Source organism: Paludisphaera mucosa (assembly GCF_029589435.1).
Lineage (GTDB): Bacteria > Planctomycetota > Planctomycetia > Isosphaerales > Isosphaeraceae > Paludisphaera > Paludisphaera mucosa.
In genome coordinates this window covers 2,250,426-2,277,352 of record NZ_JARRAG010000002.1, presented here as the reverse complement: position 1 = coordinate 2,277,352, position 26,927 = coordinate 2,250,426, and the positions used below count along the sequence as shown (strand labels likewise).

At 70.5% G+C, this 26,927-nt stretch carries 21 protein-coding genes; 7 read left to right on the top strand and 14 right to left on the bottom strand.

The window, feature by feature from the left end; all coding sequences use genetic code 11:
• Window positions 1-26: 26 nt before the first annotated feature.
• The 6 genes from PZE19_RS18415 to PZE19_RS18390 all read right to left on the bottom strand — a co-directional run bounded on the left by PZE19_RS18415 (window position 27) and on the right by PZE19_RS18390 (window position 8,512).
• Window positions 27-413 carry a nuclear transport factor 2 family protein gene (locus tag PZE19_RS18415; protein WP_277862096.1) on the bottom strand — a complete coding sequence of 129 codons (387 nt, stop codon included), beginning with the start codon at window positions 411-413 and terminating at the stop codon, window positions 27-29.
• Window positions 414-750: 337 nt separating this feature from the next.
• Complete coding sequence (locus tag PZE19_RS18410) at window positions 751-3,609, bottom strand: protein kinase domain-containing protein (RefSeq protein ID WP_277862095.1); 2,859 nt, start codon at window positions 3,607-3,609, stop codon at window positions 751-753.
• Between the two features lie 94 nt (window positions 3,610-3,703).
• Window positions 3,704-4,528 (bottom strand): dimethylarginine dimethylaminohydrolase family protein, encoded by an 825-nt coding sequence (locus tag PZE19_RS18405; protein ID WP_303652770.1) that lies wholly within the window; start codon window positions 4,526-4,528, stop codon window positions 3,704-3,706.
• 50 nt (window positions 4,529-4,578) lie between these two features.
• On the bottom strand, window positions 4,579-5,859 hold the full coding sequence (locus PZE19_RS18400) for an ornithine cyclodeaminase, nickel-pincer nucleotide-dependent (protein WP_277862093.1): 1,281 nt from the start codon (window positions 5,857-5,859) through the stop codon (window positions 4,579-4,581).
• Window positions 5,860-5,883: 24 nt separating this feature from the next.
• A complete protein-coding gene (locus PZE19_RS18395) occupies window positions 5,884-7,059 on the bottom strand; it encodes a cystathionine gamma-synthase (RefSeq protein ID WP_277862092.1) in 1,176 nt (391 codons plus the stop codon).
• 103 nt (window positions 7,060-7,162) lie between these two features.
• A complete protein-coding gene (locus tag PZE19_RS18390; RefSeq protein WP_277862091.1) occupies window positions 7,163-8,512 on the bottom strand; it encodes a cystathionine beta-synthase in 1,350 nt (449 codons plus the stop codon).
• A 203-nt stretch (window positions 8,513-8,715) separates the two neighbouring features.
• Between PZE19_RS18390 and PZE19_RS18385 the strand changes: the two genes are divergently transcribed.
• The 3 genes from PZE19_RS18385 to PZE19_RS18375 all read left to right on the top strand — a co-directional run bounded on the left by PZE19_RS18385 (window position 8,716) and on the right by PZE19_RS18375 (window position 10,347).
• Complete coding sequence (locus PZE19_RS18385; RefSeq protein ID WP_277862090.1) at window positions 8,716-9,276, top strand: hypothetical protein; 561 nt, start codon at window positions 8,716-8,718, stop codon at window positions 9,274-9,276.
• A 100-nt stretch (window positions 9,277-9,376) separates the two neighbouring features.
• On the top strand, window positions 9,377-9,937 hold the full coding sequence (locus PZE19_RS18380; protein ID WP_277862089.1) for a Uma2 family endonuclease: 561 nt from the start codon (window positions 9,377-9,379) through the stop codon (window positions 9,935-9,937).
• A gap of 89 nt (window positions 9,938-10,026) precedes the next feature.
• Window positions 10,027-10,347: a hypothetical protein gene (locus PZE19_RS18375; protein ID WP_277862088.1), complete on the top strand. Its 321-nt coding sequence runs from the start codon at window positions 10,027-10,029 to the stop codon at window positions 10,345-10,347.
• A 166-nt stretch (window positions 10,348-10,513) separates the two neighbouring features.
• On the opposite strand, the gene PZE19_RS18370 is transcribed toward PZE19_RS18375, so the two are convergent.
• Window positions 10,514-11,530, bottom strand: a complete 1,017-nt coding sequence (locus PZE19_RS18370; protein ID WP_277862087.1) for a DUF1573 domain-containing protein — start codon at window positions 11,528-11,530, stop codon at window positions 10,514-10,516.
• Between the two features lie 261 nt (window positions 11,531-11,791).
• On the opposite strand from PZE19_RS18370, the gene PZE19_RS18365 reads away from it, so the two are divergent.
• A complete protein-coding gene (locus tag PZE19_RS18365) occupies window positions 11,792-12,904 on the top strand; it encodes an aromatic ring-hydroxylating oxygenase subunit alpha (protein WP_277862086.1) in 1,113 nt (370 codons plus the stop codon).
• A gap of 9 nt (window positions 12,905-12,913) precedes the next feature.
• On the opposite strand, the gene PZE19_RS18360 is transcribed toward PZE19_RS18365, so the two are convergent.
• The 7 genes from PZE19_RS18360 to PZE19_RS18330 all read right to left on the bottom strand — a co-directional run bounded on the left by PZE19_RS18360 (window position 12,914) and on the right by PZE19_RS18330 (window position 21,514).
• Window positions 12,914-13,135, bottom strand: a complete 222-nt coding sequence (locus PZE19_RS18360) for a ferredoxin (RefSeq protein ID WP_277862085.1) — start codon at window positions 13,133-13,135, stop codon at window positions 12,914-12,916.
• A gap of 42 nt (window positions 13,136-13,177) precedes the next feature.
• Window positions 13,178-14,119, bottom strand: coding sequence for a hypothetical protein (locus PZE19_RS18355; RefSeq protein ID WP_277862084.1), 942 nt, complete (start codon window positions 14,117-14,119; stop codon window positions 13,178-13,180).
• Between the two features lie 20 nt (window positions 14,120-14,139).
• Complete coding sequence (gene ilvC, locus PZE19_RS18350) at window positions 14,140-15,144, bottom strand: ketol-acid reductoisomerase (protein ID WP_277862083.1); 1,005 nt, start codon at window positions 15,142-15,144, stop codon at window positions 14,140-14,142.
• A 117-nt stretch (window positions 15,145-15,261) separates the two neighbouring features.
• Window positions 15,262-15,885, bottom strand: a complete 624-nt coding sequence (gene ilvN, locus PZE19_RS18345; protein WP_277862082.1) for an acetolactate synthase small subunit — start codon at window positions 15,883-15,885, stop codon at window positions 15,262-15,264.
• A 413-nt stretch (window positions 15,886-16,298) separates the two neighbouring features.
• Window positions 16,299-17,843, bottom strand: a complete 1,545-nt coding sequence (locus tag PZE19_RS18340) for a DUF4340 domain-containing protein (protein ID WP_277862081.1) — start codon at window positions 17,841-17,843, stop codon at window positions 16,299-16,301.
• 64 nt (window positions 17,844-17,907) lie between these two features.
• The gene (locus PZE19_RS18335) at window positions 17,908-20,670 is read right to left on the bottom strand and encodes a Gldg family protein (RefSeq protein WP_277862080.1); all 2,763 of its coding nucleotides are present in this window, start codon (window positions 20,668-20,670) and stop codon (window positions 17,908-17,910) included.
• A 115-nt stretch (window positions 20,671-20,785) separates the two neighbouring features.
• Entirely contained in the window at window positions 20,786-21,514 is a 729-nt protein-coding gene (locus tag PZE19_RS18330; protein ID WP_277862079.1) for an ABC transporter ATP-binding protein, read from the bottom strand.
• A gap of 409 nt (window positions 21,515-21,923) precedes the next feature.
• On the opposite strand from PZE19_RS18330, the gene PZE19_RS18325 reads away from it, so the two are divergent.
• The 3 genes from PZE19_RS18325 to PZE19_RS18315 all read left to right on the top strand — a co-directional run bounded on the left by PZE19_RS18325 (window position 21,924) and on the right by PZE19_RS18315 (window position 26,923).
• Window positions 21,924-23,705, top strand: coding sequence for a tetratricopeptide repeat protein (locus tag PZE19_RS18325; RefSeq protein ID WP_277862078.1), 1,782 nt, complete (start codon window positions 21,924-21,926; stop codon window positions 23,703-23,705).
• 236 nt (window positions 23,706-23,941) lie between these two features.
• Complete coding sequence (locus PZE19_RS18320) at window positions 23,942-25,603, top strand: DUF1549 domain-containing protein (protein WP_277862077.1); 1,662 nt, start codon at window positions 23,942-23,944, stop codon at window positions 25,601-25,603.
• Between the two features lie 33 nt (window positions 25,604-25,636).
• The gene (locus PZE19_RS18315; RefSeq protein ID WP_277862076.1) at window positions 25,637-26,923 is read left to right on the top strand and encodes a DUF1501 domain-containing protein; all 1,287 of its coding nucleotides are present in this window, start codon (window positions 25,637-25,639) and stop codon (window positions 26,921-26,923) included.
• Window positions 26,924-26,927 lie beyond the last annotated feature (4 nt).

Sequence of the window (26,927 nt, the reverse complement as noted above, 5' to 3'; positions counted from 1 at the left end):
GCAGGCGATGGCTGCGCGGGGGTCGACTAGAACATGGTGTTGTCGTTGGCCGCCTGCTCGGGCACCGTCTGGAGCACATCCCAGTGTTCGACGATCTTCCCGTCCTCGTCCAACCGGAAGATGTCGATGCCGGCCCAGTCCGGGCCGCCCGGCCAGACTTGATGGCAGTGCAGAATGACGTAGGGCCCCTCGGCGACGACCCGTACGAACCGTACGTGCTTGCCGGGGTATTCACGCGCCATCCGGGTGAAGTACGCGATGAAGGCGTCTTTGCCGTCGGCCACCATGGGGTTGTGCTGCGTGTAGGTCGCCCCGACGTACCGCTCGACGGCCTCGAACGGCCGGCACTGGTTGAACATCAGGTCGTAGAATTCCAGGACGCGCCGCTTGTTCTCGTCGAGCCGGTCGGTCATCGGGACGTCCTCTCTTCGACAAGGTGCAACTCCGCCGTCGAGGCGAACGACCTCCCGGATCCGCCCCAAGATGCGGAGGGGCCGAGGTTCTCCACGTCCATCGTCGGCCACACCCGATGGCCTTCTCGGGTGGCGCTGCGCAGTGGGGGCGACGCTCGCAGACCTCCCGAGGGGGGACACGGAGATGAGTTCGCTTTGCGTTTTTTTTTCGACCAACGAAGCCGATTTTATTTTCGCCTAAGTGATTTATAAATAGTAACTTTAGCAAAAATCGGCGCAGTCGGTCGCCCACGAAGGAAGCCGAAGCGAAGCCGGGAGATCGGCTCCGTCCGCGCGGCTAGATCGGGACGACGACCGTGTCGACGATGCGGTCGTGGGGGCCCCGGCCGGGGAAGAGGAGGGCGACGCCGACGTAGGCGGCCAGGAGCAGCAGGCCGGCCATCCAGAGCGCCCAGGCGGTGACCATGTACTCCGGCGTGTAGCGCTGGAGCCATCGCGAGCCGACGAACAGGGTCGCGGGGACGACCCAGACCAGCAGGGAGCGCAGGCCGCAGGCGAACCGGCAGGCGATGCGGCCGTCGTCGCCGACCAGGGTCAGGCCCGCGAGCGTGTAGCCGAATCCGCCCCGCGCCAGGACGGCCCAGACGACCCAGGCGAGCGGGATCCCGGCCAGGATCGGCAGGTCGAAGGGGATCACGTCGGGCCCCAGCTCCGGGCAGCTCAGGCCGACGAGGAAGAGCATCCCGGGCGACAGCAGGAAGCCCTGGATCAGGAGCTGGAGGGCGCGGCGGCCCGCGCCGACCTCGGTGGGCCGTTCCGCCGCGGCGGCCAGGTCGGAGCGCAGGTGGGCGAGGTGGGCGTACGGGGAGCGATGCCCCGAGAGGCGGTCGAGCAGGACCCCCGCCCGTTCGGGGACGGCCCCGCGGATCCGGCCCGAAGGCTCGTCGCGCTGGGCCCAGGCGGTCAGCGACAGGCGGCGGTGGGGGCGATCCCCCTCCAGGGCGAGCCGCGCCACGTCGCGGAGGAAGGCGAAGGCCCGCGTCTCCTCGCCGGCGCCGGGGCCGGTTTCGGGCGACGGCTCGGCCTCGTCGGGGCGGCCCCAGGCCAGGGGGTCGACGAGCTGGACGCGTTCGTCGTCCTGGATCCAGACGTCGTCGACGTCCAGCCGCGCCGGGAACGTGCCGTCGACGCGGGCGGCCTCCAGCTCCTCGGCGAGGTCGGTCAGGATCGGCAGGACGTCGCGCCACGGCAGCCCGCCCGTCTCCACGAGCCCGCGGAGGCGGCGGCCGGTGGGGGCGATGAAGGCGTCCCAGCGGGCGTCGGGCTGGTCGCCGCCGCCGATCCAACGGGGCCGGGTCAGGCGGCTGAGCGATCGCCGCGCGTCGTCGGGGGGGACGGCGCCGGGGTCGCGGAGGAAGAGCCAGGCCTGGCGGTCGAGCGACTCGTCGCGGCCCGCGAGGACCTCGCAGCCCTCGGCCGACGACACGGCCCCCTGGATCCGGTACGGCCCGACCTGGGCCGTCGGGTGGCCCTCGTCGGCCGCGATCGAACGAGTCTGCACCCCCGACGCCAGCCCGCGCCGGCCTCGCAGGCGGCGGTGCCGTCGGGCTCGGACGACCTGGATCACGCGCGTCCCGCTGATCCACTCGTGCACGCCGCGGAAGCCGGAATGCTGACGCATGGGCGCGATCAGGATCAGGAACCCGACCAGGTTCATCGCGGCGAGCAGGACGGCCTGGACCTTGTGGTTCGCGCGCGGGTCGGGGGGATACAGCGCGTCGTAGACCTCGGTCCCCAGCCCGAACAGCAGGACGAACGCCAGCGACCGGGCGAGCGCGCGGGGCAGCCCCGGGGGCTCGCCGTCGCCCGCCTTCGCGACCCGCAGGCCGACGATCCACTTGCCCACCGACGCCCCGAACAGGCCCTCCAGGATCGCGAAGTAGGCGATCCAGACGCCGGCGTCGATCAACTCGATGACCCGCCCATGCCGCTCGTTGAACGCCAGGGTCTCCAGCACCCGGCCGCGGTGCTGGAGGAAGCTGGCCGCGAAGGCCGCCCAGACCGCGATGTAGAACAGGGCCAGGTCCAGGACGTAGGCCCCGATCCGCAGGCCGATCGAGCCGATGTCGACCCGCTCGGGGACGAACGGCAGGAGCGCCTCGTGGAACTCGCGGAGGTCCCGCCAGCGCCGCGAGCGATCGCGTTCGAGGCCCCGGTGGATGACGACCTCGAGCGTCCGCGAGACCCGGGGGGCGAACGTCCGCAGCGGCGGCGCCGGCTCCGAGACGATCCGCGCCAGAGCCTCGGCCGCGTCCTCGGCCTGGACCGGGGCCCGGCCGGTCAGCAGGAAGTACAGGGTCGCCGCGATCGAGTAGACGTCCGTCCGCTCGTCGAGCGGCTCGCGCTTGATCTGCTCGGGCGAGGCGTAGAGCGGCGTCCCCAGGAAGGCCCCGGTCCGCGTCAGGTCGGCCCCCCCTTCCAGCGACTTCGACAGCCCGAAGTCGCCGATCTTGACACGGCCGTCCTCATCCAGGAAGCAGTTGGACGGCTTCACGTCGCGGTGGATCATCCCCAGCTTGTGGAACTCGGCCAGGCCCTCCATGACGTCCAGGATCTTGAGGATCGCCTCGGCCGCCTCCAGCGGGCCGCCGTCGTCGACGAGCGACTGGAGCGTGGTGCCCGGCATCAGCTCCATGGCGAGGTACGGGCGGCCCTGGTCCTCGTCGACGGCCCGCACGAAGACGCACCTGGGATGCGTCACGGCGCTCGCCGACCGGCCCTCCTGGCGGAACCGCTGGAGGGCCTCTTCCGACGAGAGGTTGCGGGGGGCGATCAGCTTGAGGGCGACGTGCAGCCCCTGCCGCTCCTCGACGGCCTCGAAGACGGTCCCCATGCCGCCCGAGCCCAGCCTGCGGATCAGCCGGTAGCCGGCCACCCGCTCGGGGAAGGGGCCGTCGGCGGCGTCGGCCGGCCGCCGCGTCGTGGGGTCGTAGTCGGTGGTCTCGTCGCCTGGGACGATCGTCCGCGTCGGCCCGGAGTCGGTGTCGGCGACCGAATCGGGGCCGAGCGGGGCCCCGCAGTAGCCGCAGAACCGCGGCGGCTCGCCCGAGAAGACGAGCACGCGCAGGCAGTTCGAGCAGGCGGCCCGCCCCTCGGCCTGTCCGGGCTTCTCCAGGGTGGGTTCGCGCTCCGACATGCTGGGCCTTCATCGGGTTGCGTGCGGACGGGGCAAGGGGCGGTCCGCCCGCGCGGGTCGTCTCATGCCATGGTCGCGACGGCCCGGACGGTCGTCAAGGGGACGCGGCCGATCCGGCCGCCTTCCACGCGGCGGCCTCCTCGCCGTCGACCCGCAGGGTCAGGCACTTGGCGCTGCCGCCGGACTTGATGAACTCGGAGAGTTCGAGCGTCCGCGTCGCGTAGCCCAGCCGTTGCAGGTCCGCCGCGAGGGCCGGGGCGCCCTGGTTGAGCACCACCGTCCGGCCGACCACGACGGCGTTGCAGCTGAAGCTCTGCGCCTCCTCGGCCCGGACCTCGATCAGCGTCGGGATCCGGCCCCGGATCACGGCGCGGCCGTAGTCGTCGAAGGCCCCGGGATAGTACACGGCGACGCCGGCTTCGAGCGGGCAGAAGCAGGTGTCGAGGTGGTAGTAGCGAGGGTCGACCAGCTCCATCGGCAGGACCTCGACGCCCAGCCGCTCGCCGACCCAGTGGTGGCTGCGGACGTCGCTGCGGAAGCGGTAGCCGGCGAACAGGGTCTCGCCGCAGAAGAGGGCGTCGCCCGCCCCCTCGAAGTTCATCCCCTCGGGCGGCGTGAGGACCTCGAAGCCCCGGGCCCTTCCCCAGGCCTCGAAGTGCGGCGTCTCCCCCTGGCGGACGCCGAAGCGGAACCGCGAGGCGATGAACGTGTCGCGATAGACCAGGCCGGCGTTGGCCGTGAAGACCAGGTCGGGCAGCCCTTTCTCCGGGGTCATCAGGTCGATCGCGACCCCGAGGTCTTCGAGCGTACGCTCCAGCGCCCGCCACTGGCCGGCGGCGCGTTCGGGGTCGCTCCCCTGCTGGATGCTCATCCAGGGGTTGATCTCGTATTCGATCCCGAAGTGGTCGGGGGGGCACATCAGGATCCGCGGATTCCCGGCGGTCGACACGGCGTAGCCCTCTCGGTGGATCAGGCGCCGGGGCCGGTCTCGGCCCCTCCGGCGGTCAGCTCGGCGGCGAGCGAACGGAGGAAGGGCTCGACGTCGGTGACGATCCCGATCGTCTGGAACGAGCCCCGGTCGGCCAGCTTGGTCACGGTGGCCGGGTTGATGTCGACGCAGACGACCTTCACCCAGGCCGGCAGCAGGTTGCCCGTCGCGATCGAGTGCAGGGCCGTCGCGATGCAGAGCGCGAACCCCACGTCGCGGACCGAGGCCCGCATCCGGTCCTGGGCGACCAGCACGTCGGTCACCACGTCCGGCAGGGGCCCGTCGTCGCGGATCGAGCCCGCGAGCACGAAGTCGACGCCCTGCTTCACGCACTCGTACATGATGCCCGAGGTCACGACGCCCTGGTCGACGGCGGCGCGGATCCCCCCCAGGCGGCGGATCGCGTTGATCGCCCGCAGGTGGTGCTCGTGGCCGTGCTCGATGGCCTCGCCTTTCGCGATCGAGACGCCCAGGCTGGTGCCGTAGAGCGACTGTTCGATGTCGTGCGTCGCCAGCGCGTTGCCGGCGAAGAGGGTCTGGATCCAGCCCTCGCGGATCAGCCGGGCGACGTGCGGGGCCGAGCCGGTGTGGACGATCGCCGGGCCGCCCACGAGCAGCACCTTCTTGCCGTCGGCGCGGGTGGCCCGGATGCTGTCCGCCACGCCCTGCAGGCTGACCGCCTTGGGCTTCTCGCTCGACACGTTGGAGCTCATGAAGCCGAAGAGCGAGGTCTCGCGGGACCGCTCCTCGGGCAGGACCCGGACGCCCGCATGGCCGACGACGATCGGCATGCCCAGCTCGACGTGGACCATCGGGATGCAGCGGGCCCGGCCGGCGGCGGCGTCGAGCGCGACGCCGCAGTCCATCTCCTGGTCCTCGACGTCGATCCAGCGGCCCTTCACCCGCACCTGGGTGCGCTGGTTGGTCGTGCTGTAGAAGTTCTCGGGGAAGGCCGCGGCGACGTCGGCCGGGACGGTCCGGACGTCCTCGGGGTGCACGGGCGAGGCGCCGTGCTCGACGAGGTCGCCGATGATCTCGGCGACGGCCTCGGGCGTGTCGGCCCGGATGCCGATCCGCGCGTAGCTGGGGTCGGACCGCTGCACGCCGATGCGGCACTCGCGGATCTCGAACGTCCCCCCCATCTGGAGGATCCGGTCGAGGATCTTGGGGAGCAGCAGCGAGTCGACGATGTGGCCGCGGACCTCGATCTCCTCGCCGGAACCGGCGGCCCTGGCCTCGGACGACTTCTCACGGCTCGCCATCGCGTCGCCTCCGTTCGGATCGGTTCATTCGGCCAGCCGGCCCAGGGCCTGCTCCAGGTCGGCCCTCAGGTCGCGCACGTCCTCGATGCCGACGCTCAGCCGCACCAGGCCGTCGTCGACCCCCCGCGCGGCGCGGACGTCGGCGGGGATGCTGGCGTGGGTCATGGTCGCCGGGTGCGAGATCAACGACTCGACGCCCCCCAGGCTCTCGGCCAGGCTGAACAGCCGGGTGGACGTCAGGAACCGCCGGGCCGCCGGGCCGCCGCCGCGCAGCCGAACGCTGATCATGCCGCCGTAGCCGTTCATCTGCCGGCCCGCCAGCGCGTGGCCGCGGTGGCTGAACAGTCCGGGGTAGTAGACCCGCTCGATCTCCTCGCGGCGCGACTCCAGCCACGACGCCAGCTCGATGGCGTTGGCGTTGTGCCGCTCCATGCGGATCGCCAGCGTCTTCACGCCCCGGAGCGTCAGCCAGGCGTCGAACGGGCCCGGCACGCCGCCCGCGGCGTTCTGGTAGAACTTGATCGGCTCGATCAGCGCCAGCGGCCCCATCACGGCCCCGCCGACGACGTCGGAATGGCCGCCGATGTACTTGGTCGTGCTGTGCACCACCAGGTCGGCCCCGAACCGGATCGGCTGCTGCACGAACGGCGAGGCGAACGTGTTGTCCACGGCCAGGATCGCCCCGGCGTCGTGGGCCGCCCGCGCGATCCCCTCGATGTCCAGGATCTGGAGCAGGGGGTTGGTGGGGGTCTCGATCCAGACCAGCTTCGTCTTCGCGTTCGTCAGGGCCGCGAACGTCTCGGGCTCGGGATCCTCGGTGTAGCGGGCGACGATCCCCATGGGCCGGAAGACCCGCTCCAGCAGCCGGTAGGTCCCGCCGTAGAGGTCGGCCGAGGCCACGACCTCGTCGCCCGGCCGCAGGGTCGAGAGCACGGCCGTCGACGCCGCCAGGCCCGAGGCGAACGCCAGCGCCTGCTCGGCCCCTTCGAGCGAGGCCAGGCAGGTCTCGAGCGCCGCGCGGGTCGGGTTGCCGCTGCGCGAATATTCGTAGCCCTTGTGCGTGCCCGGCGCCTCCTGCGTGTACGTCGAGGTGGCGTAGATCGGCACGACGGTCGCCCCGGTCGCGGGGTCGGCGTCCTGGCCGGCGTGGATCGCCCGGGTGGCGAAGCCCAGCGGCTCGGGGGTCGGATCCTGGCTCATGAGTCGAAGTCGTCCCGCGTCGAGAGGAGGATGATCGCAGAAGATAACCGTGTTCGGTTCCTGACGGCCTTCTCCCCCCGGGAGAAGGGGAATCCTCGAAGAATCAAAGCTTGCCGTCGCGGTTCCAGTACTGGACCAGGTCGATCCGGGTCACGATGTCGACCACGGCGCCGTCGGCCGTGGCGAGGACGCCGGGGCTGCCGGAGAGGAGGAGGCGGTAGGCCTCGTCGAGGTTCGTCCGGACGTCGAGTTGGGGCAAGGGGCGGGCCATGACCTCGCCGACCTTGATCCGCGCCGGGTCGCGGCGGTCGTGGAGGATCCGGGCGACGGTCACCTCCTGGATGCTGCCCACGGCCACGCCGCGATCGACGACGGGGAGCTGCGAGATGCCCGAGTCCTGCATCGCGTCGACGGCCTCGCGGACGGACGTCTCGGGGGTCAGGGTGGCCAGCGAGCGGGGGCCGCGGTGGCGGAGCAGGTCGCCGATGGAGTCGCGCGGGGCGTCCTCCCAGCTCAGGCCGGCGTCGTGCAGCCACTGGTCGTCGAAGAACTTGCTCAGGTAGTTGCGGCCGGTGTCGGGGCAGAGGACGACCACCAGGTCGTCGGCCGTGAGCCGGCGGGCGTACCGCAGCGCGGCGGCGACGGCCGTGCCGCTGGAGCCGCCGACGAGCATGCCCTCCTTGCGGGCCAGCTCGCGGGCGACGTGGAAGGCCTCGGCGTCGCCGACCCTGACCCACTCGTCGACGACGTGGCTGTTGAGCGTCTTGGGGACGAAGTCCTCGCCGATCCCCTCGACCTTCCAGGGCTTGGGCGAGTCGCCCGAGAGGACCGAGCCCTCGGGATCGGCCCCGACGATCCGGACGTCCGGGTTCTTCTCCTTGAGGTACTTGCCGACCCCCGACAGCGTGCCGCCCGTGCCGGCCCCGGCGACGAACACGGTGACGCGGCCCTCGGCCTGCTCCCAGATCTCGGGCCCGGTCATGCGGTAGTGGACGTCGGGGTTGGCCAGGTTGGCGAACTGGTTGGGCCGCCAGGCGTCGGGGATCTCGCGCGCCAGGCGGTCGGCGACGCCGTTGTAGCTCTCGGGCGAGTCGGGGGGGACGGACGTCGGCGTGACGACGATCTCGGCCCCATACGCGGCCAGCAGGCGGATCTTCTCGGCGCTCATCTTGTCGGGCAGGACGAAGATGCAGCGATAGCCCTTGACCGCGCCCGCCATCGCCAGGCCGACGCCGGTGTTGCCCGCGGTCGCCTCGATGATCGTCCCGCCGGGCCGCAGGTTGCCGCGCCGCTCGGCCTCCTCGATCATCGCCAGGCCGACGCGGTCCTTGATGCTGCCGCCCGGGTTGAGCGATTCCAGTTTCACGGCGATCGTGGGCAGGAGCCCCTCGTTCAGCCGGCGGAGAGGGATCAGCGGCGTCTTCCCGACGTGGTCCAGGATACTTCCCTGCACGATCGACCCCCCTCGTCCTGCCCGATCCGAGTCGAAGTCCGTCCCGACCTCATTCTAGCAAGTCGGGCCAAATGGGGGAGCCCGAGACTCGTCCGCCGACTCCCTTGCCCGTCGCGCCCTCGCGTGCGATGCCGCGCCCGGTCCGCGGGGCCTCAAGGCTCGGTCGTCGTGGCCCTCGCACGTCTTCAACGCGGGATGCGATCGTGAACGAGCTTCAACGACTGCTCGCGCGCGGGGTCGTCCGGCGGGCCGACGGGGCCTGGACCCTGCACTACGCCACGTCCAGCATCCTGAGCTGGTGCGTGGTCGTCGCGATCCCCCTGGCGCTTGCGCCGGCGTGCTGGATGCTCGCCCGACGGGTCGCCTCTCGGAGGACGGCCGCGACGCAACTGGCCGAACCGCTGAGGAACGCCGCGGCGGGCCTCGCCGTGTTCGGCCTCGTGATCGCCGCCGTGCCCATGCCCGGCATCGTCCGCCACGAGGTCCGGATCACCGACGACCGCCTGACCCAGACGTACGGCCTCTGGTACAGGCCGGGCCTCAAGGAGTTCCCGTTCCAGGACATGGCCGGCCTCGTCTGGACGACCCGGCGCAGCGACAGGACCACCGGCTCTCGCTGGCAGATCCACCACCACGACGGTTCCGTGGAACGCTTCAACCCCAGCGACCTCATCACCGGCAACGCCGAGGCGGTCGTCGCCGAGCCGAGGGCCCGCGGGGTGCGCGTCGTCGCCGACTTCTCGCCCGAGGATGAGGAAGAATAAGGGGGCGGCCGGCGGACGTCGCCCGACAGGTGGACAAATGGTATACTCAAGGCGGCCGGCGAACGGCTCGCGACGGCTCCAGTCCCGCGGAGGAGAGTCCATGGCTTCCGTGACCCGGACGTCCGCAACGATCGACGACCTTCGTCGCGAGAAGGGCAAGGCGGAGCTGATCGCCGGCAGGATCGTGCAACTCATGCCCACGGGTCGAAAGCCGAGCAGGGTCGCCTTCCGAATCGCGCGCGGCCTCGACGATTTCGCCCAGGCCGCGGGGCAAGGCGAAGCGTTCGCTGACAACACCGGTTACGCCGTGCCGGAACTCGGCTCGGGACGAAGATCGTTCGCCCCCGCCGCCTCGTATCACCAGGGCCCCCTCGTCGGCGATGACATGCGTTTCGTCGACGGCCCGCCGACCTTCGCGGTGGAAGTCCGGAGCGAAAACGACTACGGCGAGGCCGCCGAGGAGGCGATGGCGGCCAAGCGGGCCGACTACTTGGAGGCCGGGACCTTGGTCGTCTGGGACGTGGATCTGCTCGCGGCCGGCGTCCGGAAGCACCGGTCGGATTCGCCCGACCAGCCTGAAGTCTTCTCCGCCGGCCAGGAGGCCGATGCCGAGCCCGCCGTCCCCGGCTGGCGCATGGCGGTGGACCGGATCTTCGCCTGAGTCTGCCCCGTTGAGGACGCGGTCCTGACGCGGGGAATCCGATAATATTACAGCATCCTGTTCCAGCGGTCCGGCGGGGGAGCTTGGCCATGAATATCGGACCCGCCGGCGATTGCCCGGAGCCGATTCGGCTAGCCTTCCTGGACTTGCTGACCTGGACGCTCATCCAGATCCGGAACGAGCCCGCCGACGCCGCCCTCTGCCGCGCACCCGCCGACCACTCCCACAACGTCCCCGCGCTACTCTCCGCCTACCGCCCGCGTCTGCTTCGGTACTACTGGGAAGTCGAGCGTCCTTGCTTCCTGGAAGCCTTGCGGGCGATCGATCGAAACGTCCCAAACGCTTTCGACCAGCTTTGGAAGGTCGTCGAGAGCGAATATCATCAGCTTGACCAACCACCGAGCCCTTGACGACAACTGCGGCAGACGCGGGATCCTGGCGCGTCCTGAGTGGATGACAACTCGACTGTCCTCGTCAGGGCCCACGGCTCATGTCGGAGTTCGGCCGGTCTGGCCGAAAGCCCGACCGGTGGCCCATGTGGCAGGCCACCGGTCTTCCTGTCACGCCGACCCTCAGTCAGGGGGCGACGTGGAGCGTCGCCGTCAGGTCGAGCGGGGGCTCGCCGGGGATGTCGGTCGAGACGCGGAAGATGCGGCGGAGGTCGCCGCGGGTCGTCCCTTCCTCGGGCTTGTAGGCGACGGTCAGGATGTGCATGGCCTTCTTCGCGCCGTCGGGGGGGACGATCGAGAAGCCGTCGCCGGCCCCCTCGACGCCGGTGATGGCGAAAGGCTGGGAGGCCCGGATGATGAACTTGCCCTGCTTGCCCTCGGCCGAGGCGACCTCGCCCAGGGTCAGCAGCGAGGGCGACGCCGAGAGGTCGCCGCGGACCCAGCCGCTCACCATGACGGGGATGCTGCGGGTCTCGCGGTCGTTGCTCAGCAGCCGGATCTCGTCGCGGATCGGGCCGGCGGGGGCGTCGGGCTTGATGCCGACTTCCAGGCGGTAGGACACCGCGCCCGTCGCGTCGCGCTTGGTCTCGACGAGCTGGGCGGTGATGGCCCGGCTGGCGGAGATCATCCGCTCGAATTTCCAGTTCGCGCCGTTGATCCGGTCGATGGTCAGCGTCTGGGTCGCGGCCTGGCCCTTCACGACGGTGCCGAAGTCGATCGCACCGGGGTTCAGGACGATGTCGGCGAGGATGTGCGAGGTGACGTGCAACCGCACCTCGGCCTCGCGGCCGCTCGCCGTGACCAGGGTCGCGAAGAGGATCGTGGCCTTCTCGCCCAGGAAGTTGCGGGTGTCCATCTGGGCCTCGACGACCGCCGACTCGCCCGGGTTGACCGTCGAGGCGCTCGCCTTGCCGCTGGTGCAGCCGCACGACGGCCGGAGGTTCAGGATCGTGACCGGCTCCGCCAGCTTGTTCACCAGGACGAATTCGTGCTTCACCTTGGCCCCGCGGGGGACCGGGCCGAAGTGGTGCGACCGCTCGGCGAAGAGGGCGTCCGCCCAGTTCGCCGCCCGGGCGGACGTCGTCCCGACCAGCCCCGCCGCCATGCCCACCGCCAGAACCGCGATCATCCTGCGCCGAGTCATCATCGCCTCCTGCGATCCCAACCCCTGGCACCCTGGAAGGCCCTCGCAACCCGGCCTTCCCCACGCCCTGATGTATCGGCGCAGGCCCGCCCGGCGGTCCATCGTGCGGCGTGTCGCCGTCGCACCATTTGCTCCCCACTTCCGCCCTGTATCGGATGAACCGGTTGTAGGGGGTCCTCCGGGAGTCTTACGATGGGAGCCCGCCGCCGTAAAGAGCGACCGGCCGGGGTTCGCCCGCCGGCGGCGAAGGACCAGCCGACCATGAGCGCCCACGAGAAGCCCCGCGCCCCGCTGCCTGCCGAGGCGATGAGCCTCCCCGCGCGGTACTACCTCGACGAGGACCACTACGCGCGCGAGCTGGAGCGGCTGTTCCTGGCCCGCTGGTTCTACATCGGCCGGGCCGATGAAGTCCCGAATCGGGGCGACTACGTCCTCCGCGAGGCGGCCGACGAGAGCCTGATCGTGACCCGCGGCGACGACGGCCGGGTCCGGGCCTTCTTCAACGTCTGCCGGCACCGCGGCACCCGACTCTGCGAGCAGCCCTCCGGCACGTTCACCGGCGCGATCCGATGTCCCTACCACGCCTGGGCCTACGACCTGTCCGGCCGACTCCTGGGCGCTCCGTCGATGGACCAATCGCCGCACTTTCGCGCCGAGGACTACCCCCTCGTCGAGGCCCGCGCCGACGTCTGGGACGGCCACCTCTTCCTGAACTTCGCCGCCGCTCCGCCGCCGCTCGGCGATCAGCTCGGGGCCCTGGTCGCGAAGTTCCGGCCCTGGAAGATGGAGGAGCTGCGACTCGCCCACCGGATCGTCTACGACGTGGCGGCGAACTGGAAGCTCGTCATCCAGAACTATTCCGAGTGCCTGCACTGCCCGGGCGTCCACCCGGCGCTCCAGCGGCTCTCGCACTTCCTGAGCGGCGAGAACTCGGCACCGACCGACGCCTACCTCGGCGGGAGCATGGATTTGCGCGACGGGGTCGAGACCCTGTCGCGAGACGGACGCCTGGTCGGCGCGTGCGTCCCCGGGCTCGCGGGCGACGACCTGCGGCGCGTGCATTATTACGCTGTTCTGCCGAACCTGCTGCTCAGCCTGCACCCGGACTACATGATGACCCACCGGCTCCGGCCCCAGGGCGTGGGGCGGACGGAGATCGTCTGCGAGTGGCATTTCCGGCCCGAAGCGGCGGACGCCCCGGAGTTCGACCCCCAGGGCGCCGTCGAGTTCTGGGACCTGACCAATCGCCAGGATTGGCACGTCTGCGAGCAGATGCAGCTCGGCCTGGCCTCGCGGGCCTACCGCCCGGGGCCGTACTCGCCCCGCGAGGACCTGCTCTTCGCCTTCGATCGGCTGGTCCGCGGGGCGGAGTGAGCGCGGAGGTCAGTCGTCCTCGCGGATGGCCTCGACGGGGCAGGCTTCGGCCGCTTCGCGGTAGAGTTCCAGCTCGGCGTCGTCGGCGGGGGGGCGGACGACGACGCTGCGGCCCTCGTCCTCGTTGCGGGCGAAGAGGCCGGGGGCGGTCTCGTGGCAGAGGTCGCAGTCGATGCAGTTCTCGTCCACGTAGAACGGGCCGGGGGCGTTGACGGGGGCGTTCGAAGGCATGGCGTTGAACCGTCCGTGAAAGGGCGGCCCTCCCTGCGTCCCTCAGGATGGGTGGTCTTCCAGGGCCGGATCGAGGGCGACGTCGCTCTCGCGCTCGGCCCGCGCCTCCCAGTAGAAGAGGAAGAGCAGTATCGAGTAGAAGACGGCGAAGACGTCGAGCAGGCAGTCGCACAGCGCCCGAGTGAGGGGGCCGTCCAGCAGCCCCGCCCGGTCGGCGGTCTCGCCCACGAGCACCGAGACGACCCCGATGATCGCCAGCGCCGCCGCCCCGGCCCCCACGATGCGCCACGCCCTGCCAGATACCAGATCGGCGCTCCGCCGTCGAGAATCCAATATCGCAGTGTGTTCGAGGACGATCACCTCGTCAACCAGGCAGTAGCGCACCGCCAGCACGATCCCGGGGATGAGCAGCACCAGGCGGATGATCGGCGGCAGGTCCCGCAGCAAGATCCCGAGGCTGCCGGCGAGGAAGATGGACAGGCCGGCCAAAAGCCGGGCGGCGAAGACCCGCCCCCAGGCGTCGATCCCGGCGCGGGCCGCCTCCAGGAAGGTCGACGGCCGGCCGGCCATCCGGTCGGCCATGATGGTGAGCACGGCGGCCGCGTAGATGGGGCCGAAGAAGAGGTCGACCACCCCCTTGAGCATCAGGTTCGCGAGGGGGTCGGTGGGGCCGCCCTGGCGCGCGGCGATCAGCTCGACCGCCGCGTTGGACGGCAGCTTGATCATCAGCACCAGGGCCGCGATCAGCGGCAGGTTCTCGAAGAAGAGCCGCAACGACGCCGCCAGCTTCCCCGCCCCGGTCCGGGGGACGGCGATCGGCGCGAGCCGACGCCCCGCCGACTCGGCCGGGGGCGCGTCCGGATCCGCGAATTCGGCGGGGGGGCCGACGCGGGCGTCGCAGTAGGGGCACGCGCCCGCGGTCGATTCCAGTCGCTCCCGGGTCAAGAGGGCCCGGCACGACGGGCACTCCCAGTATCGCGGCATTGCGAGGGGGTCCCGGGGGCTCAGACGGTCTTGGCCTTGATCCAGGGCATGAGCGCCCGCAGCCGCTTGCCCACGACCTCGACCGGATGCTCGCGCTCCAGCTTCTTGCGGGCGTTGAAGTAGGGGCGGTTGGCCTTGTTCTCGAGGATCCACTCGCGGGCGAACTGGCCCGAGCGGATCTCCTTGAGCGCCCGCCGCATCGCCGCGCGGGTCTCCTCGGTGATGATCTGCTCGCCGCGGATGTAGTCGCCGTATTCGGCCGTGTTCGAGATGCTGTACCGCATGTAGTCGAGGCCGCCCTGATAGATCAGGTCGACGATCAGCTTCAGCTCGTGGACGCACTCGAAGTAGGCGCTCTCCTCCTGGTAGCCGGCCTCGACGAGCGTCTCGTAGCCCATCTTGAGCAGGGCGCTGAGGCCGCCGCAGAGGACGACCTGCTCGCCGAACAGGTCGGTCTCGGTCTCCTCGGCGAACGTCGTCTGGAGGACGCCGGCGCGGGCGCCGCCGATCCCCTTGGCGTAGGCCAGCGCGAGGGCCTTGCCCTGGGGCGAGCAGTCGTCGGCCGTGGCGATGAGGCAGGGGACGCCGCCGCCGCGGACGTACTCGCTGCGGACCAGGTGGCCGGGGCCCTTGGGGGCCACCAGGGCGCTGTCGACCCCCTTCGGCGGGACGACCTGGCCGAAGTGGATGTTGAAGCCGTGCGAGCAGAGGAGCAGGTCGCCGGGCTTGAGGTTGGGCTTCACGTCCTTGTTGTAGACGTCGGCCTGGACCTCGTCGGGGAGGAGCATGTTGACCAGGTCGCCCGCCTCGGCCGCCTCGGCCGCCGAGACCGGCTTGAAGCCGTGATCCACCGCCAGGTCGAAGTTGGCCGAACCCGGCCGCTGGCCGACGACCACGGTGCAGCCCGAGTCGCGCAGGTTCTGGGCGTGCGCGTGCCCCTGGCTGCCGTAGCCGATGATCGCCACCGTCTTCCCCTTCAGCAGGGAGAGGTCGGCGTCCTGTTCGTAGTACATCTGGGCGGGCATCGCGGTCTCCTCGGAGGCGTCGTCGGTCGCAGGTGAGGGGGAGGGAAAAAAACCCGGCGCCGGGCGTCCGGCGGCCGGGGTCGTCGCGGGAATCGCGTTCGGGGGGCCGGTCCGGGCTCAGAGTTCCGAGTGGCCGTGGACCATGGGGGCGGCGTCCTCGACGGGCGTGGCCGCGGGCTCGTCGGCGTCGTCGAACCGGGGGACGCCCCGGACCAGGGCGATCCGGCCGGTGCGGGCCAGCTCGAGGATCCCGTACTCGCGGACGGCCTCGATGAAGGCCTCGACCTTGCGCTCCTGGCCGGAGATCTCGATCATCACCGCCTCGGTGGTGACGTCGACGATCCGGCCCCGGAAGATCCCGACCAGCGACTGGATCTCCATCCGGTTCGCCGCGGTCGCGCGGATCTTGATCAGCATCAGGTCGCGCTCGACGTAGTCCTCGCGCGAGATGTCGTGCACCTTGACCACCGTCACGATCTTCTCAAGCTGCTTGCGGACCTGTTCGAGGTAGCGCTCGTCGCCCTTGACGACCACGGTGATCCGCGAGAGCAGCGGGTCCTCGGTCTCGCCCACCGCGAGGCTGTCGATGTTGTAGCCCCGCGAGGCGAACATGCCCGAGACGTGGGCCAGGACGCCCGGCCGGTTCTGGACCAGGGCGGACAGGACGTGGCGGTTGCCTCGCGTCTGGGACGGCTCCTTGCCTGACGATTTCGAAGTGTCGGAGCCGGATTCGTTTGCCATCGCCGCTTCCCCAAAACCGGCGGCGCGACCGCCGGTCCGCGTCGTCCGGACCTCCGGCGACGCTTTCCATGTGTGCAGGTTTCGATACGTCAGGGCTCGCGTGCCAGTGTACCATAGTCGCCCGTCGCCGACACGGAGCCCGAAATCAGAGCCCCCCGGCCGCCGCGAGGTTCGGCGTCGGGGGGGCGTCGATCCGAACGATCAGGGCCTCCGCCACCATAAGGGACCGCCGTCGCAGCGACTCCTCCTCCCCCCGGGAGAAGGCGGCCCGGAGGGCCGGATGAGGGTCGAGGCGCTTCGCAAAAGCCCGCGGATGACGGCGTCGACACCCCATCCGAACCCCGACGACCCTCATCCGCCGCTTCGCGGCGCCTTCTCCCGGGGGGAGAAGGGCGCGCGTCGGCGGCGTGCGTTCACTCGGGGGGCAGCCCGGCGCCGCCGGGGAAGCCGGGCGGGAGGCCGCGGCCGCCGGCGCCGCCGGGGAAGCCCGGCGGCAGGCCGCCGGCCGGGCCTTCGGGCTTGGGCTTGGGGTCGACGACCAGGGCGGCGCGGTCGAGGTTGATCGATCGGAAGCTGGCGCCCGGGGTGACGTAGTACCAGGCGGCGAACCGGTCGGTCAGCTCCTGGGCCCGCTTCTTGCCGTCGGCCAGCTTCTTCTCGTAATCGGCCTTCTCGCGCTCGGCCTTCTCCGCATCGGCCTTGGCCTGGGCGGGGTCGGGGGCGATCACCTGGTCGGGCAGCTCGCCCACGGCGGGGACGGACTTGTCGTCGTCCTTGGGGGGCGGGATCAAGGAGGGGTCGAAGGCGACCGTCACCATGAGGTAGCGGTTGTCGGCGGCGCCTTCGGGCTTCTTCTCGTCCTTCTTAGCGGCCGGATCGGTCGAGGCTTCCTTCTTCGCGGCGTCGTCGGGGAGGCCGGCGGTCAGCTCGTCGCCCACGCCGACGGCGACCTCGCCGAACCGCAGGGTGTAGACCACGCCGTCGTCGGTGAAGACCCGGACGTCCCCCTGGTTGGAGAGGAGCTGGTTGTCGCGGGTCATGTAGAAGCCCTTGCTCTGGAGCGACGCGACGGTCGACGCCGAGAGCGTGATGGCCTTGTCGTCGGCCTTCTTGAGGTCGCGGGTCAGGCCGGGGGGCTTGGTGCGGACGCCGACGATCTTGAGGTCGGCCAGGGCCGTCGTCAGGGCCCGGAGCTTCTCGTCGTCGAGCTGCTTCTTCTCGGGCAGGCCGCCGACGAGCGTCCAGGGGTCGGCCGAGCCCTTGCGCTCGACGTCGAGGACCTCGCCCTTCTGGTAGCCCTGCTCGAGGTTGACCTTGTAGCCGTCGAACTCGACCTTGCGGATCTTGGCGGCCTCGAGCTTGAGCAGGTTGGTCTCGATCCAGTCGGCGAACCGGGTGGAGGGCTCGGCCTTGAGGCTGACGCCGTAGATCCGCTTCTGGCCCGGGACGCGGACGTAGTACTGGCCCGAGCGGTCCTTGATCGGCTCGCCGATGATGAAGTCGGCGAGCGGCTTCTCGGAGGCGTCGCGGAGGGTGATCCGCTTGCCCCGGCCCTTGAGGGCGCTGGGCTTGGCGTCGAGCGGGTCGATGACCCCCATCGCCTCCTGGTCGTCGGGCGAGTCGGAGCGGATCGTGTCCTTGGTCAGGTCCATGAGCGCGGCGGCCGTCTTCGAGAGGCGGTCGCGGGCGTCGGCCGGGTAGTCGTAGTGGGACGGCACGACCCACTTGTTGTTCTTGAACTTGACCTGGAACCGCGAGGCGGTGGCCGTCGAGGGGTCGAATTCGACGACCTCCAAATCGGTGCAGGCCAGGGGGTCCTTGAAGTCGGGGAAGAACGCCTGGCCCTGGTCGTTGAACGCCTCGCTCCGCACCGTGCGGTCGCGGGTGGCGACCATCGCCAGGCTGACCAGCGCCAGCGCGACGGCGGCGAAGATCCCCGTTTTCGAAGTCTCGGTCATCGTCGGTCCTCTCGGGTCGGCTGCGTGTCTTCGTGGAGTCTCGTGGTGGGGCCCGTCGCCGGCGTCAGGCCAGCCGCTTGGGGCTGGCGCCGAGGTTCTCGCGGCGGACGCGGCCCAGGAGGACGAGCAGGCCCAGGATCATCGGCGGCAGCGGGGGGACGCCGGCGGCCAGGTAGCGGACCCGGTTCTCGATGGCGCGGGTCTTGCGTTCGGACTCGGCCCGCCCCTCGCGGATGCTGTTGAGCTTCTCGTCCTCGATCTTCTGCTTCTCGACGTCGAGCCGGCGCTGGGCGACCTCTTGCAGGTTGGCCAGCATGATCTCCTTGGTGCGCTCGTCGAGGTCGGTGCGGGAGCGGACCTGGTCGACCTGCTTGTCGAACGCCTTCTGGGCGTCGTCGAGCTTGCCCTTGGCGGCGTCCTCGGCGACCTTGGTCTGCTTCTGGAGGTCGTCCAGGAAGCTGCTGGTCTGGTTCTCGACGGCCGTCAGCGTGCGGTGCTGGGGCCGCTTCTTCCGCAGGGCCACGAACGACTCGTCGCCGGCCAGGACGTCGACGCAGTTGAGGACGAACGTGACGTTGTCGAAGTCGAGGTTCTCGATCTTGCGGCGGCGGATCTCGAAGAACTGCTCGGAGACCATGTCGAGGTCGGCGATGGCGATGACGTTGATCGTCGCCGGCTTCTCCTCGGCCTTCTTGGCCGCGTCCTTCTCCGCCTCGGGCTTCGCCGCGACGACCGCCGCGCCCTTGATCCGGGCGGCCAGGGTGTACGCGGTGCCGGAGGCGAGGTGGCGGCGGCGGGGGTTGATGCCGCTGGCCCCCATGAAGCCCTGCTGGACGGCCTCGGACCAGGCGATGACGCCCCCCTTGGCGCTCGACCGCAGGAGCGGCGTGAACTCGGGCCCCGCGCCGCCGTTCTTGGCCCGCAGCAGGCCGGGGAAGAGGGCGACGATCTCCTGGAGGCCGGAGGTCGCGGCCTGGTCGGGGTTGAACGCGTCGGCCTCGCCGCTGCCGCGGCCGATGAACACGACCTCGGGCGGCATGTCGGCGAGCTGCGGGTGCGGGTTGTAGCTGTTCCAGACGATCTCGGTCGTCGGCCAGTCGAGGTTGATCAGGTCGAGCAGGGGCGTCAGGTTCCCCTTCGGCTCCGGCGGCGCGCCGCCGCCGAACGGCCCTCCCGGGGGCGCCTTGGGGACCTCGGGGGCGATCTGGGGGTTGTCGACCGGGAACGGGTCCATCAGCAGGAGCGTCGCGCCCCCGCCCTTGACGAACGCGGTCAGGTTGTCGATCTGGGGCTGGGTGAGCGACGACGGCTGCGCCACCAGCAACACGCCCAGGTCGGCCGCGATCGGGGCGTCGGGCGAGACCGAGCTGACCTCGTACTGCTTCTTCAGCTCGGTGACGATCGACCACTCGGGCGTCTGGCCGAAGCTGCGCTGGTCGAAGCCGCCCATGACCTTGGCGTCGGTCGAGAGGATGCCGACCTTCTTGCGGTTGCTCCGCGAGACGACCTGGATCGAACGCGTCAGTTCGTACTCGACCGGCAGGCCGCGGTCGAAGAAGGGGATGACGACCTCTTCGAGGCCCGACGTGAACGCGACCCCCATGAAGATCTCGGAGGAGCTTTGCTTGGCCTGGTCGGCCGAGAAGACCCGCTTGGGCTCGATGCCGAACCGCTTCTCGGCGTCGCGGGCGGCCGTCGAATAGACCTCGGTCGGGATCAGGTTGAGCTGGATTTTGCCGCGGCTGCGGGCCTGGAACTCCTTGAGCAGGCCCAGCAGGTCGGTCCTCGTCTCGACGTACTCGCGGGGGACGTCCGGGCTGTAGAAGGCCTGGATCAGGACCGGTCGGTCGTCGGCGATCTTCGAGACCAGCTCCAGCGACTCGGGCGAGAGCGTGTGCAGGCGCTCGGTGCTGGCGTCGGCCCGGTAGCCCAGCAGGTCGACCAGGATGTTGCCGCTGAAGAGGGCCACAAGGACCGCCAGGAAGCGGACGGCCGCGTGCAGGCCCAGGCCCTTGCTGGCCTCGCCCCCCGCCCAGTGGCGGCGGCCCAGCAGCAGCATGTTCAGGTAGATCATCGCCGCGGTCAGCGAGACGAAGTAGAAGAGGCCCGAGAGCGGGATCACGCCCGCGCCGAAGTCGCGGAACTGGGCCGGCACCGACCAGCCTTCGAGCTGCCGCCGGAGGTTCCCGCCCGTCGGCGAGCCCAGCGACCCGATGAACAGGGGCGCGGCGCAGAAGAGGGCGCCCAGGATGAACGCCACGGTGACGTTCGACGACAGCAGCGACGCCACCATCCCCACCGCGATCAGCATCGCCCCCATCAGCCAGTAGCCGAGGTAGGTCGAGAACATCACCCCCAGGTCGGGCTTGCCCAGGTACGACAGCACCAGCAGGTGGCTCGTCGAGAAGAGCAGGGCGACCGTGTAGATCCCCAGGGCCGCGAAGTACTTGCCCAAAACGACGTCCAGGTCGTGGGCCGGCAGGGTGAACAGCAGCTCGTCGGTCCCCTGCCGGCGCTCGTCGGCCCAGAGGCTCATGGTGATGGCCGGGACGAAGAACAGCAGCAGGTACGGCATGTACTTGTTGAGCTGGTCGAGGTTCGCCAGGTTGTTCGTGAAGAACTCGTCCTGCCAGAAGGCGACGGTCGAGCTGATGAGCACGAACAGCGTGATGAACACGTAGCCGGCCGGGTTGCTGAAGTAGCTCTGGAAGTTGCGCTGGAAGACGGCCCAGATCACGTGGGGCCGGAACGGGCGGATCGCGGACCGGCCCGGTCGGGCGACGGCGGGCGCGGGCTGCTTGCCGGGTTCGGTTTGGAGCGTGGCCACCGCGGGTACCTCTAAGTGGGGCGTCGAACGGTCGAAACGGGCGCGGGGGTCGGGGCGTCGGCGACGTCCTGCCGGGCCCCCCGGGCCCTCCCTTGGGATGATTCAGGCGACGGCGTCAGACGGGCTGCGCGGTCAGCTTGTAGAACGCGTCCTCGAGCGAGCCGTTGCGCTTGGCGAGCTCGGCCGGCGCGCCGTCGAAGACGATCTTGCCGTCGTGGATGAACAGGACGCGGCCGGCGATCGGCTCGACCTCCTGGAGGATGTGGGTCGAGACCAGCACGGTCTTGGTCTTGCCCAGCTCGCGGATGAGCGCCCGGACGCCGCGGATCTGGTTGGGGTCGAGGCCGCTCGTGGGCTCGTCGAGGATCAGGACCTCGGGGTCGTGGAGGATCGCCTGGGCCATCGACACGCGCTGGCGGTAGCCCTTCGAGAGCTTGCCGATCGGCTTGTGGGCGACCGCGGCGAGCGCGCACTGGTCGACGACCGCGTCGAGCCGCCCTCGCAGCCGGGCGGCCGAGAGGCCCCGGGCCGAGCCGAAGAACCGGAGCAGGCCCAGGGGGGTCATATCGGGGTAGAGGGGGCCGTTCTCGGGCAAGTAGCCGAGGCGTTCGGCCGCGGCCAGGCGGTCGGTCTGGACGTCGATCCCGGCGATCCGGGCTTCGCCGTGGGTGGGGGCGGTGAAGCCCGTCAGCAGCCGCATCGTGGTCGTCTTGCCCGCGCCGTTGGGGCCGAGGAAGGCGACGACCTGGCCCTTGGGGATCGAGAACGACACGTCGCGCACCGCCAGGAACGACCCAAACTGCTTGCAAAGCCCATCGGCTTCGATCATGACCGGCGTAGACATGCCGATGCGTTCCTCCCAGGCCCTGGAATTCAGCTTCATCTTCATCACGGCCGGCCCGCGCGGACGCGGGTCCCGCGGACACGGGGGCGGCCGGCGGTCGAATGAGGGAACCGCCCGCCCGCCCCGCACGATCCTCATGCGCGGATGGATCGCGTAGACGCCCGACGTCCAGCATCGTTACGCGGAACCGGCGGAAGAGGTTCATTATGCGCGGGGCGAAGTCCCGACGCAACGGCGTGAAATTCGCCTTCCGGCCCGGACCGCCCCCGGGCCGGCCCGGTTGCCAGGGCCGACCGGCTCGCGGATACTGGCCGGTCGGGGCCGTGGGGGCCGGGCGACCGGCCCCGGTCCGCCGACCTGCCCGAGGCCCCGCATCCGTCCCGCCCCCGACCCGGTATCGAAGCGGCCCATGAACGACCTGGAACGCGCCCCGAGGCCGAACGAGCCCGGCGGCCGGCTGCGGCCGACCTTGATCTTGATGGTCGCGTCGGCGACGGCGTTGTTCCTGCTTTTCCTCGCGTGGGAATTCGGGCCGCCTCGGCTCACCGCTTTTTGGGCCAGCGTCGGCCGGTCGAAGCGGCGCGCGGCGACGGCCGTGTTCCTCAACGGCGTGCTTGCCGGCTACGTCCTCGTCTGGATCGCCCTGCTCGCGGGCGTCCTCGCCCTTCTCGGCTGGATCGTGGCGGCCCGGCCGTCGATCCGGGGCGCCGCCCGCCGCTGGACGCCCCGGCTGCTCCTGCTCGGCCTCTCCACGACGCTGGGACTCGCCGGACTCGAAGCGACCTCGGCGTTGTGGGCGGCCTGGCTCCATCGCAGCCCGACCGCCTCGGCCCCCGCGCTCGCCGTGCCGCCGCGCGCGATTTCGGCGGCCGACTCCGCGTCCCAGGCCGACGTAAGTCCCGTCCGGATCTTGGTGATCGGCGAATCGAGCGCCCGGGGGGAGCCTTACAACCCCTGGCTCTCGGTCGGCCAGATCGTTGGCTGGCAGCTCGAATCGGTGCTGCCGGGGCGCCGCGTAGAGGTGGAAGTCTGGGCGACGGGCGGCGCCACGCTCGAATCGGCGCACCAGCAGCTCGCCGGCCTGACGTACCGGCCTGACCTGCTGATCCTCTTCTCGGGACACAACGAGTTCCAGGCCCGCTACGCCTGGTCGCGCAACCCGCCGTATTACCTGGACGAGTTCGCCGCCCGGCCGGAACGCGACCTGGTGGAACGGCTGCTCCGGAGGTCCCCCTTCTGCGGCCTGGTGCTGGAGACGCTGGACCGCCAGCGCGTCGACCTGGTCCCCGAGGCCGTCGTCACCCGCCAGCTCGTCGATCGGCCGACCTGCACCGCCGACGAGGCTGACTCGCTCCTCGCCGACTTCGAGCGACGGCTGGAGGCCATCGCCTCGTACGCCGAAACCCTGGGCACTCAGGCCGTCTTCGTCGTCCCGGCCTCGAACGACGGCGGCTTCGAGCCCAGCCGGTCGTTCCTCCCCGTCGAGACGCCTCGCGAGGCGCGCGAGGCCTTCGCCGGGCGATTCGGTCGCATCCGCGACCGGGAGACGGCCGACCCGGCCGCGGCCGCCGCCGGCTACCGCGAGCTGATCCGCGAGCAGCCCGGCTTCGCCGAGTCGCACTTCCGTCTGGCCCGTCTGCTGGAGCGCGAAGGCCGTTTCGCCGAAGCCCGCGACCACTTCGTCGCCGCCCGGGAGGCCGACGGGACGCCCCTGCGGTGCCCTCAGGCCTTCCGCATGGCTTACCACGACACGGCCGAACGGCACCCGGGGCTCATCCTGCTGGACGGCCCCCGGATCCTCGAAGCGGCCAGCGCCCATGGGATCCTCGACGACCGCCTCTTCCACGACGCCCAGCATCCGACCTTTCGCGGGTACCTGGCGCTGGCGCAGGGTCTCCTGGAGATGCTGAGGGATCGCCGGGCTCTCGGCTGGCCCGAAGCGGTCCCGACGCCGACGCTCGACCCCGACGCCGCGGCCCGCCACTTCCGTCTCGACGCCGCCCGCTGGGCCGAGGTCTGCCGCCGGTCGGCATTGTTCTACCAGGTGACCGCTTTCATCCGTTTCGACCCTTCTGAGAGGCTGGAGCACCAGCGCCGATACCTGGCCGCCGAGGCGGCCGTCAAGGACGGACGGGCCCCCGAGGAGGCCGGCGTGAGCGGCCTGGGAGTCCATCCGGATCGCACGCCCTGATCCGGGCGGGCCGCGCGGCCGCAGGAACGGACGGAGCGGAGGCCACAATGCATCCATTGACCCAACGTCGGCTCCCCGAATAAAGTCGATGGAGGTCACGTCCCGAATTTGAAGTCGTAACGTAGGAATTGAACGAGACGCCGGGCCGACGCCGGGTCCTCGCATCCGTTCAACCCCGTCCTCGCCTCGCTTTCACCGTCGCATCCAGCCCGGCCTGGTCTCAGGGAGTGCCTTTCATGCCCCAGCGTGATGGAAGGGTCGACGCCCCAGCCATTCGTGCCCCCTGGCGCTCGATCGTCGCGGCCGCGGGCCTCGTGGCCGTCCTGGTCGTCGCGGCGCGCGGCCGCGCGGGCGACGAGCCGGCGGAGAAGTCGCTCGGCGCGAACAAGGCGGCCCCGGCGGCGAACGCCCTCGACCCCCTGCTGCGGCAGGCCTGGAAGGACGCCGGCCTCAAGCCGGCGACGGTCGCCGGCGACGCCGAGTTCCTCCGGCGCGCCTATCTCGACATCCTGGGCCGGATCCCGACCGTCGCCGAGGCCCGCGAGTTTCTGAACGCCAAGGCCGCCGACAAGCGGGCCCGGCTGGTGGACCTGCTCCTGGAGCACGTCGACTACCCCAAGAACTTCGCGACCGAGTGGACGAACCTCCTGATCGGCCGCGGCCGGCAGGAGCGGAACGTCGACCGCGCCGCGCTGACGGCGTGGCTCCGCAAGCAGTTTTCCGCCGACCGGCCCTGGAATGAGGTCGTCTACGACCTGGTGACGGCGAGCGGCTCGAACAAGGAGAACGGCGCGGTCAACTACACGCTCGCCCACCTGGAGACCGAGGCCGTGCCGCTGACCTCGCGCACGACCCGGCTCTTCCTGGGCCAGCAGCTGCAGTGCGTCCAATGCCACGACCATCCCCAGAACGACTGGAAGCAGGCCGACTTCTGGGGGATCAACGCCTTCTTCCGCGGCCTCAAGACTGAGGAGAAGCGGATGGCCGGCGCCGACGGCCTGGAGAAGGTCGACCACGTCGAGCTGACGGACGTCCCGACCGAGGCCTTCGCCCGCTTCGACCGCCGCAACGGCATGATGGGCGTCGCCTTCCCGAAGTTCATCGACGGCCGCAAGGTCGACAAGCCCGGGAAGGCCGTCCGCCGCGTCGAGCTGGCCAAGCTGATCACCGACCCCGAAGGCGACATGCTCCCCCGGGCGATGGTCAACCGGACCTGGGCGCATTTCATGGGCAAGGGTTTCGTCAACCCGGTCGACGACATCGGCCCCCACAACACGCCCGTGCTGCCCGAGGTCTTCGACAAGCTGACCGAGGAGTTCCGCGAGGGGGGCTGCGACGTCAAGCAGCTCATCCGCTGGATCACCTCGTCGGCCGCGTACCAGGCGTCGAGCGTCCGGCCCGGCAAGGCGAAGGCCGAGGACGACCAGTTCAGCGTCATGATGCTCCGGCCGATGTCTCCCGAGCAGCTCTTCGACTCGCTGTTGACGGCGACGGCCGCCCACCGCACCGGGGGCGGGCGCAACGACGACAAGCGCGAGGGCTGGATGCGTCAATTCCTCTTCACGTTCGGCAACGACGAGGGGGACGAGGCGACGAGCTTCCAGGGGACCATTCCCCAGTCGCTCATGATGATGAACGGCGAGCTGATGCGTGACGCCCTCTCCGGCAAGCCGGGCAGCTTTTTGTCCGACGCCGTCGAGCAGGCCGGCCGCCAGCACCGGTCGCCGGCCGGGTTCATGGTCGACCAGCTCTACATGGCCGCGCTGAGCCGGCACCCGTCGAACGCCGAGTCGACGCCGGCCGTCGCCTACCTGGAGTCGTCCCCCGACGCGATGTCGTTCCTCCAGGACCTCTTCTGGGCGCTCCTCAATTCCAACGAGTTCATCCTCATCCACTGATCCGACGCGGACGTCCCGAAGGAGCCCTCGCTCATGACGCCTTCGATCATCACCCCCCGAGGGATGCACCGTCGCCACTTCCTGGGGCACCTGGCCGCCACCACCCTGGGCATCCCGGCGGCCCAGTTCTTCGCGAACCTGCGGGCCAACGCGGCCGTGGCCAGGAAGAATCAGCGGAGCTGCATCGTCCTCTGGATGTCCGGCGGCCCCAGCCACCTCGACATCTGGGACCTCAAGCCCGACAGCGAGAAGAACGGCGGCCCGTTCAAGCCGATCGCGACCTCGGCGCCCGGGGTCTCGATCAGCGAGCACATGCCGAAGACCGCTAAGCAGATGCACCACCTGAACGTGCTCCGCTCGCTCGACTCCAAGGAGGGGAACCACGAGCGCGGGACGTATCTGATGCACACGGGATACGTCCCCAACCCGACCGTCGTCCACCCCGGCTGGGGCTCGACGGCGGCGTTCGAGATCGGCAGCCGGATGGAGGACTTCGACCTCCCGCACTGCGTCTCGATCAACACGCCGGGCCAGGGGGCCGGGTTCCTGGGGATGTCGTACACCCCGTTCATGGTCCAGAACCCCAACGCGCCGATCGCCAACCTCGCGCCCCCGGCGGACGTCGACGACCTGCGGCTGGACCGCCGGCTGCAGTTGCTCGGCCGAGTCGAGACGAATTTCATCAAGCAGCGCGGCGCGGCGCCGGCCGTCGACCACCAGGCCGTCTATCGCAAGACGATCAAGATGATGAACTCGAAGTACAAGGACATCTTCAAGCTCGACTCCGAGTCGCCCGAGGTGCGCGAGGCCTACGGCAAGCACTCGTTCGGCTCGGGCTGCCTGCTGGCCCGGCGGCTCGTCGAGCAGGGGGTGACCTACGTCGAGGTGGCGATGGGCGGCTGGGACACCCACGCCGACAACTTCGACGCTCTCTCCACCCGCCTGCTCCCCGAGCTGGACCAGGGGATGGCCGCCCTGACCGCCGACCTGGCGAGCCGCGGCCTGCTCGACACGACGATGATCGTCTGGATGGGCGAGTTCGGCCGGACGCCGCGCATCAACCAGAACGCCGGCCGCGACCACTGGCCGCGGAGTTGGTCGGTGGTGATGGGGGGCGGCGGCATGAAGTCGGGCCAGGTGGTCGGCTCGACCGACAAGGACGGGGTCGACGTCTCCGACCGGCCGATCGGCGTCATGGACATGATCGCCACGATGACCAAGACCATGGGCATCGGGATCGACACCCAATACACGACCCCGCGGGGCCGGCCGATGAAGGTGGTCGACGGCGGCAAGCCGATCGCCGAACTGGTGGGCTGAGCCC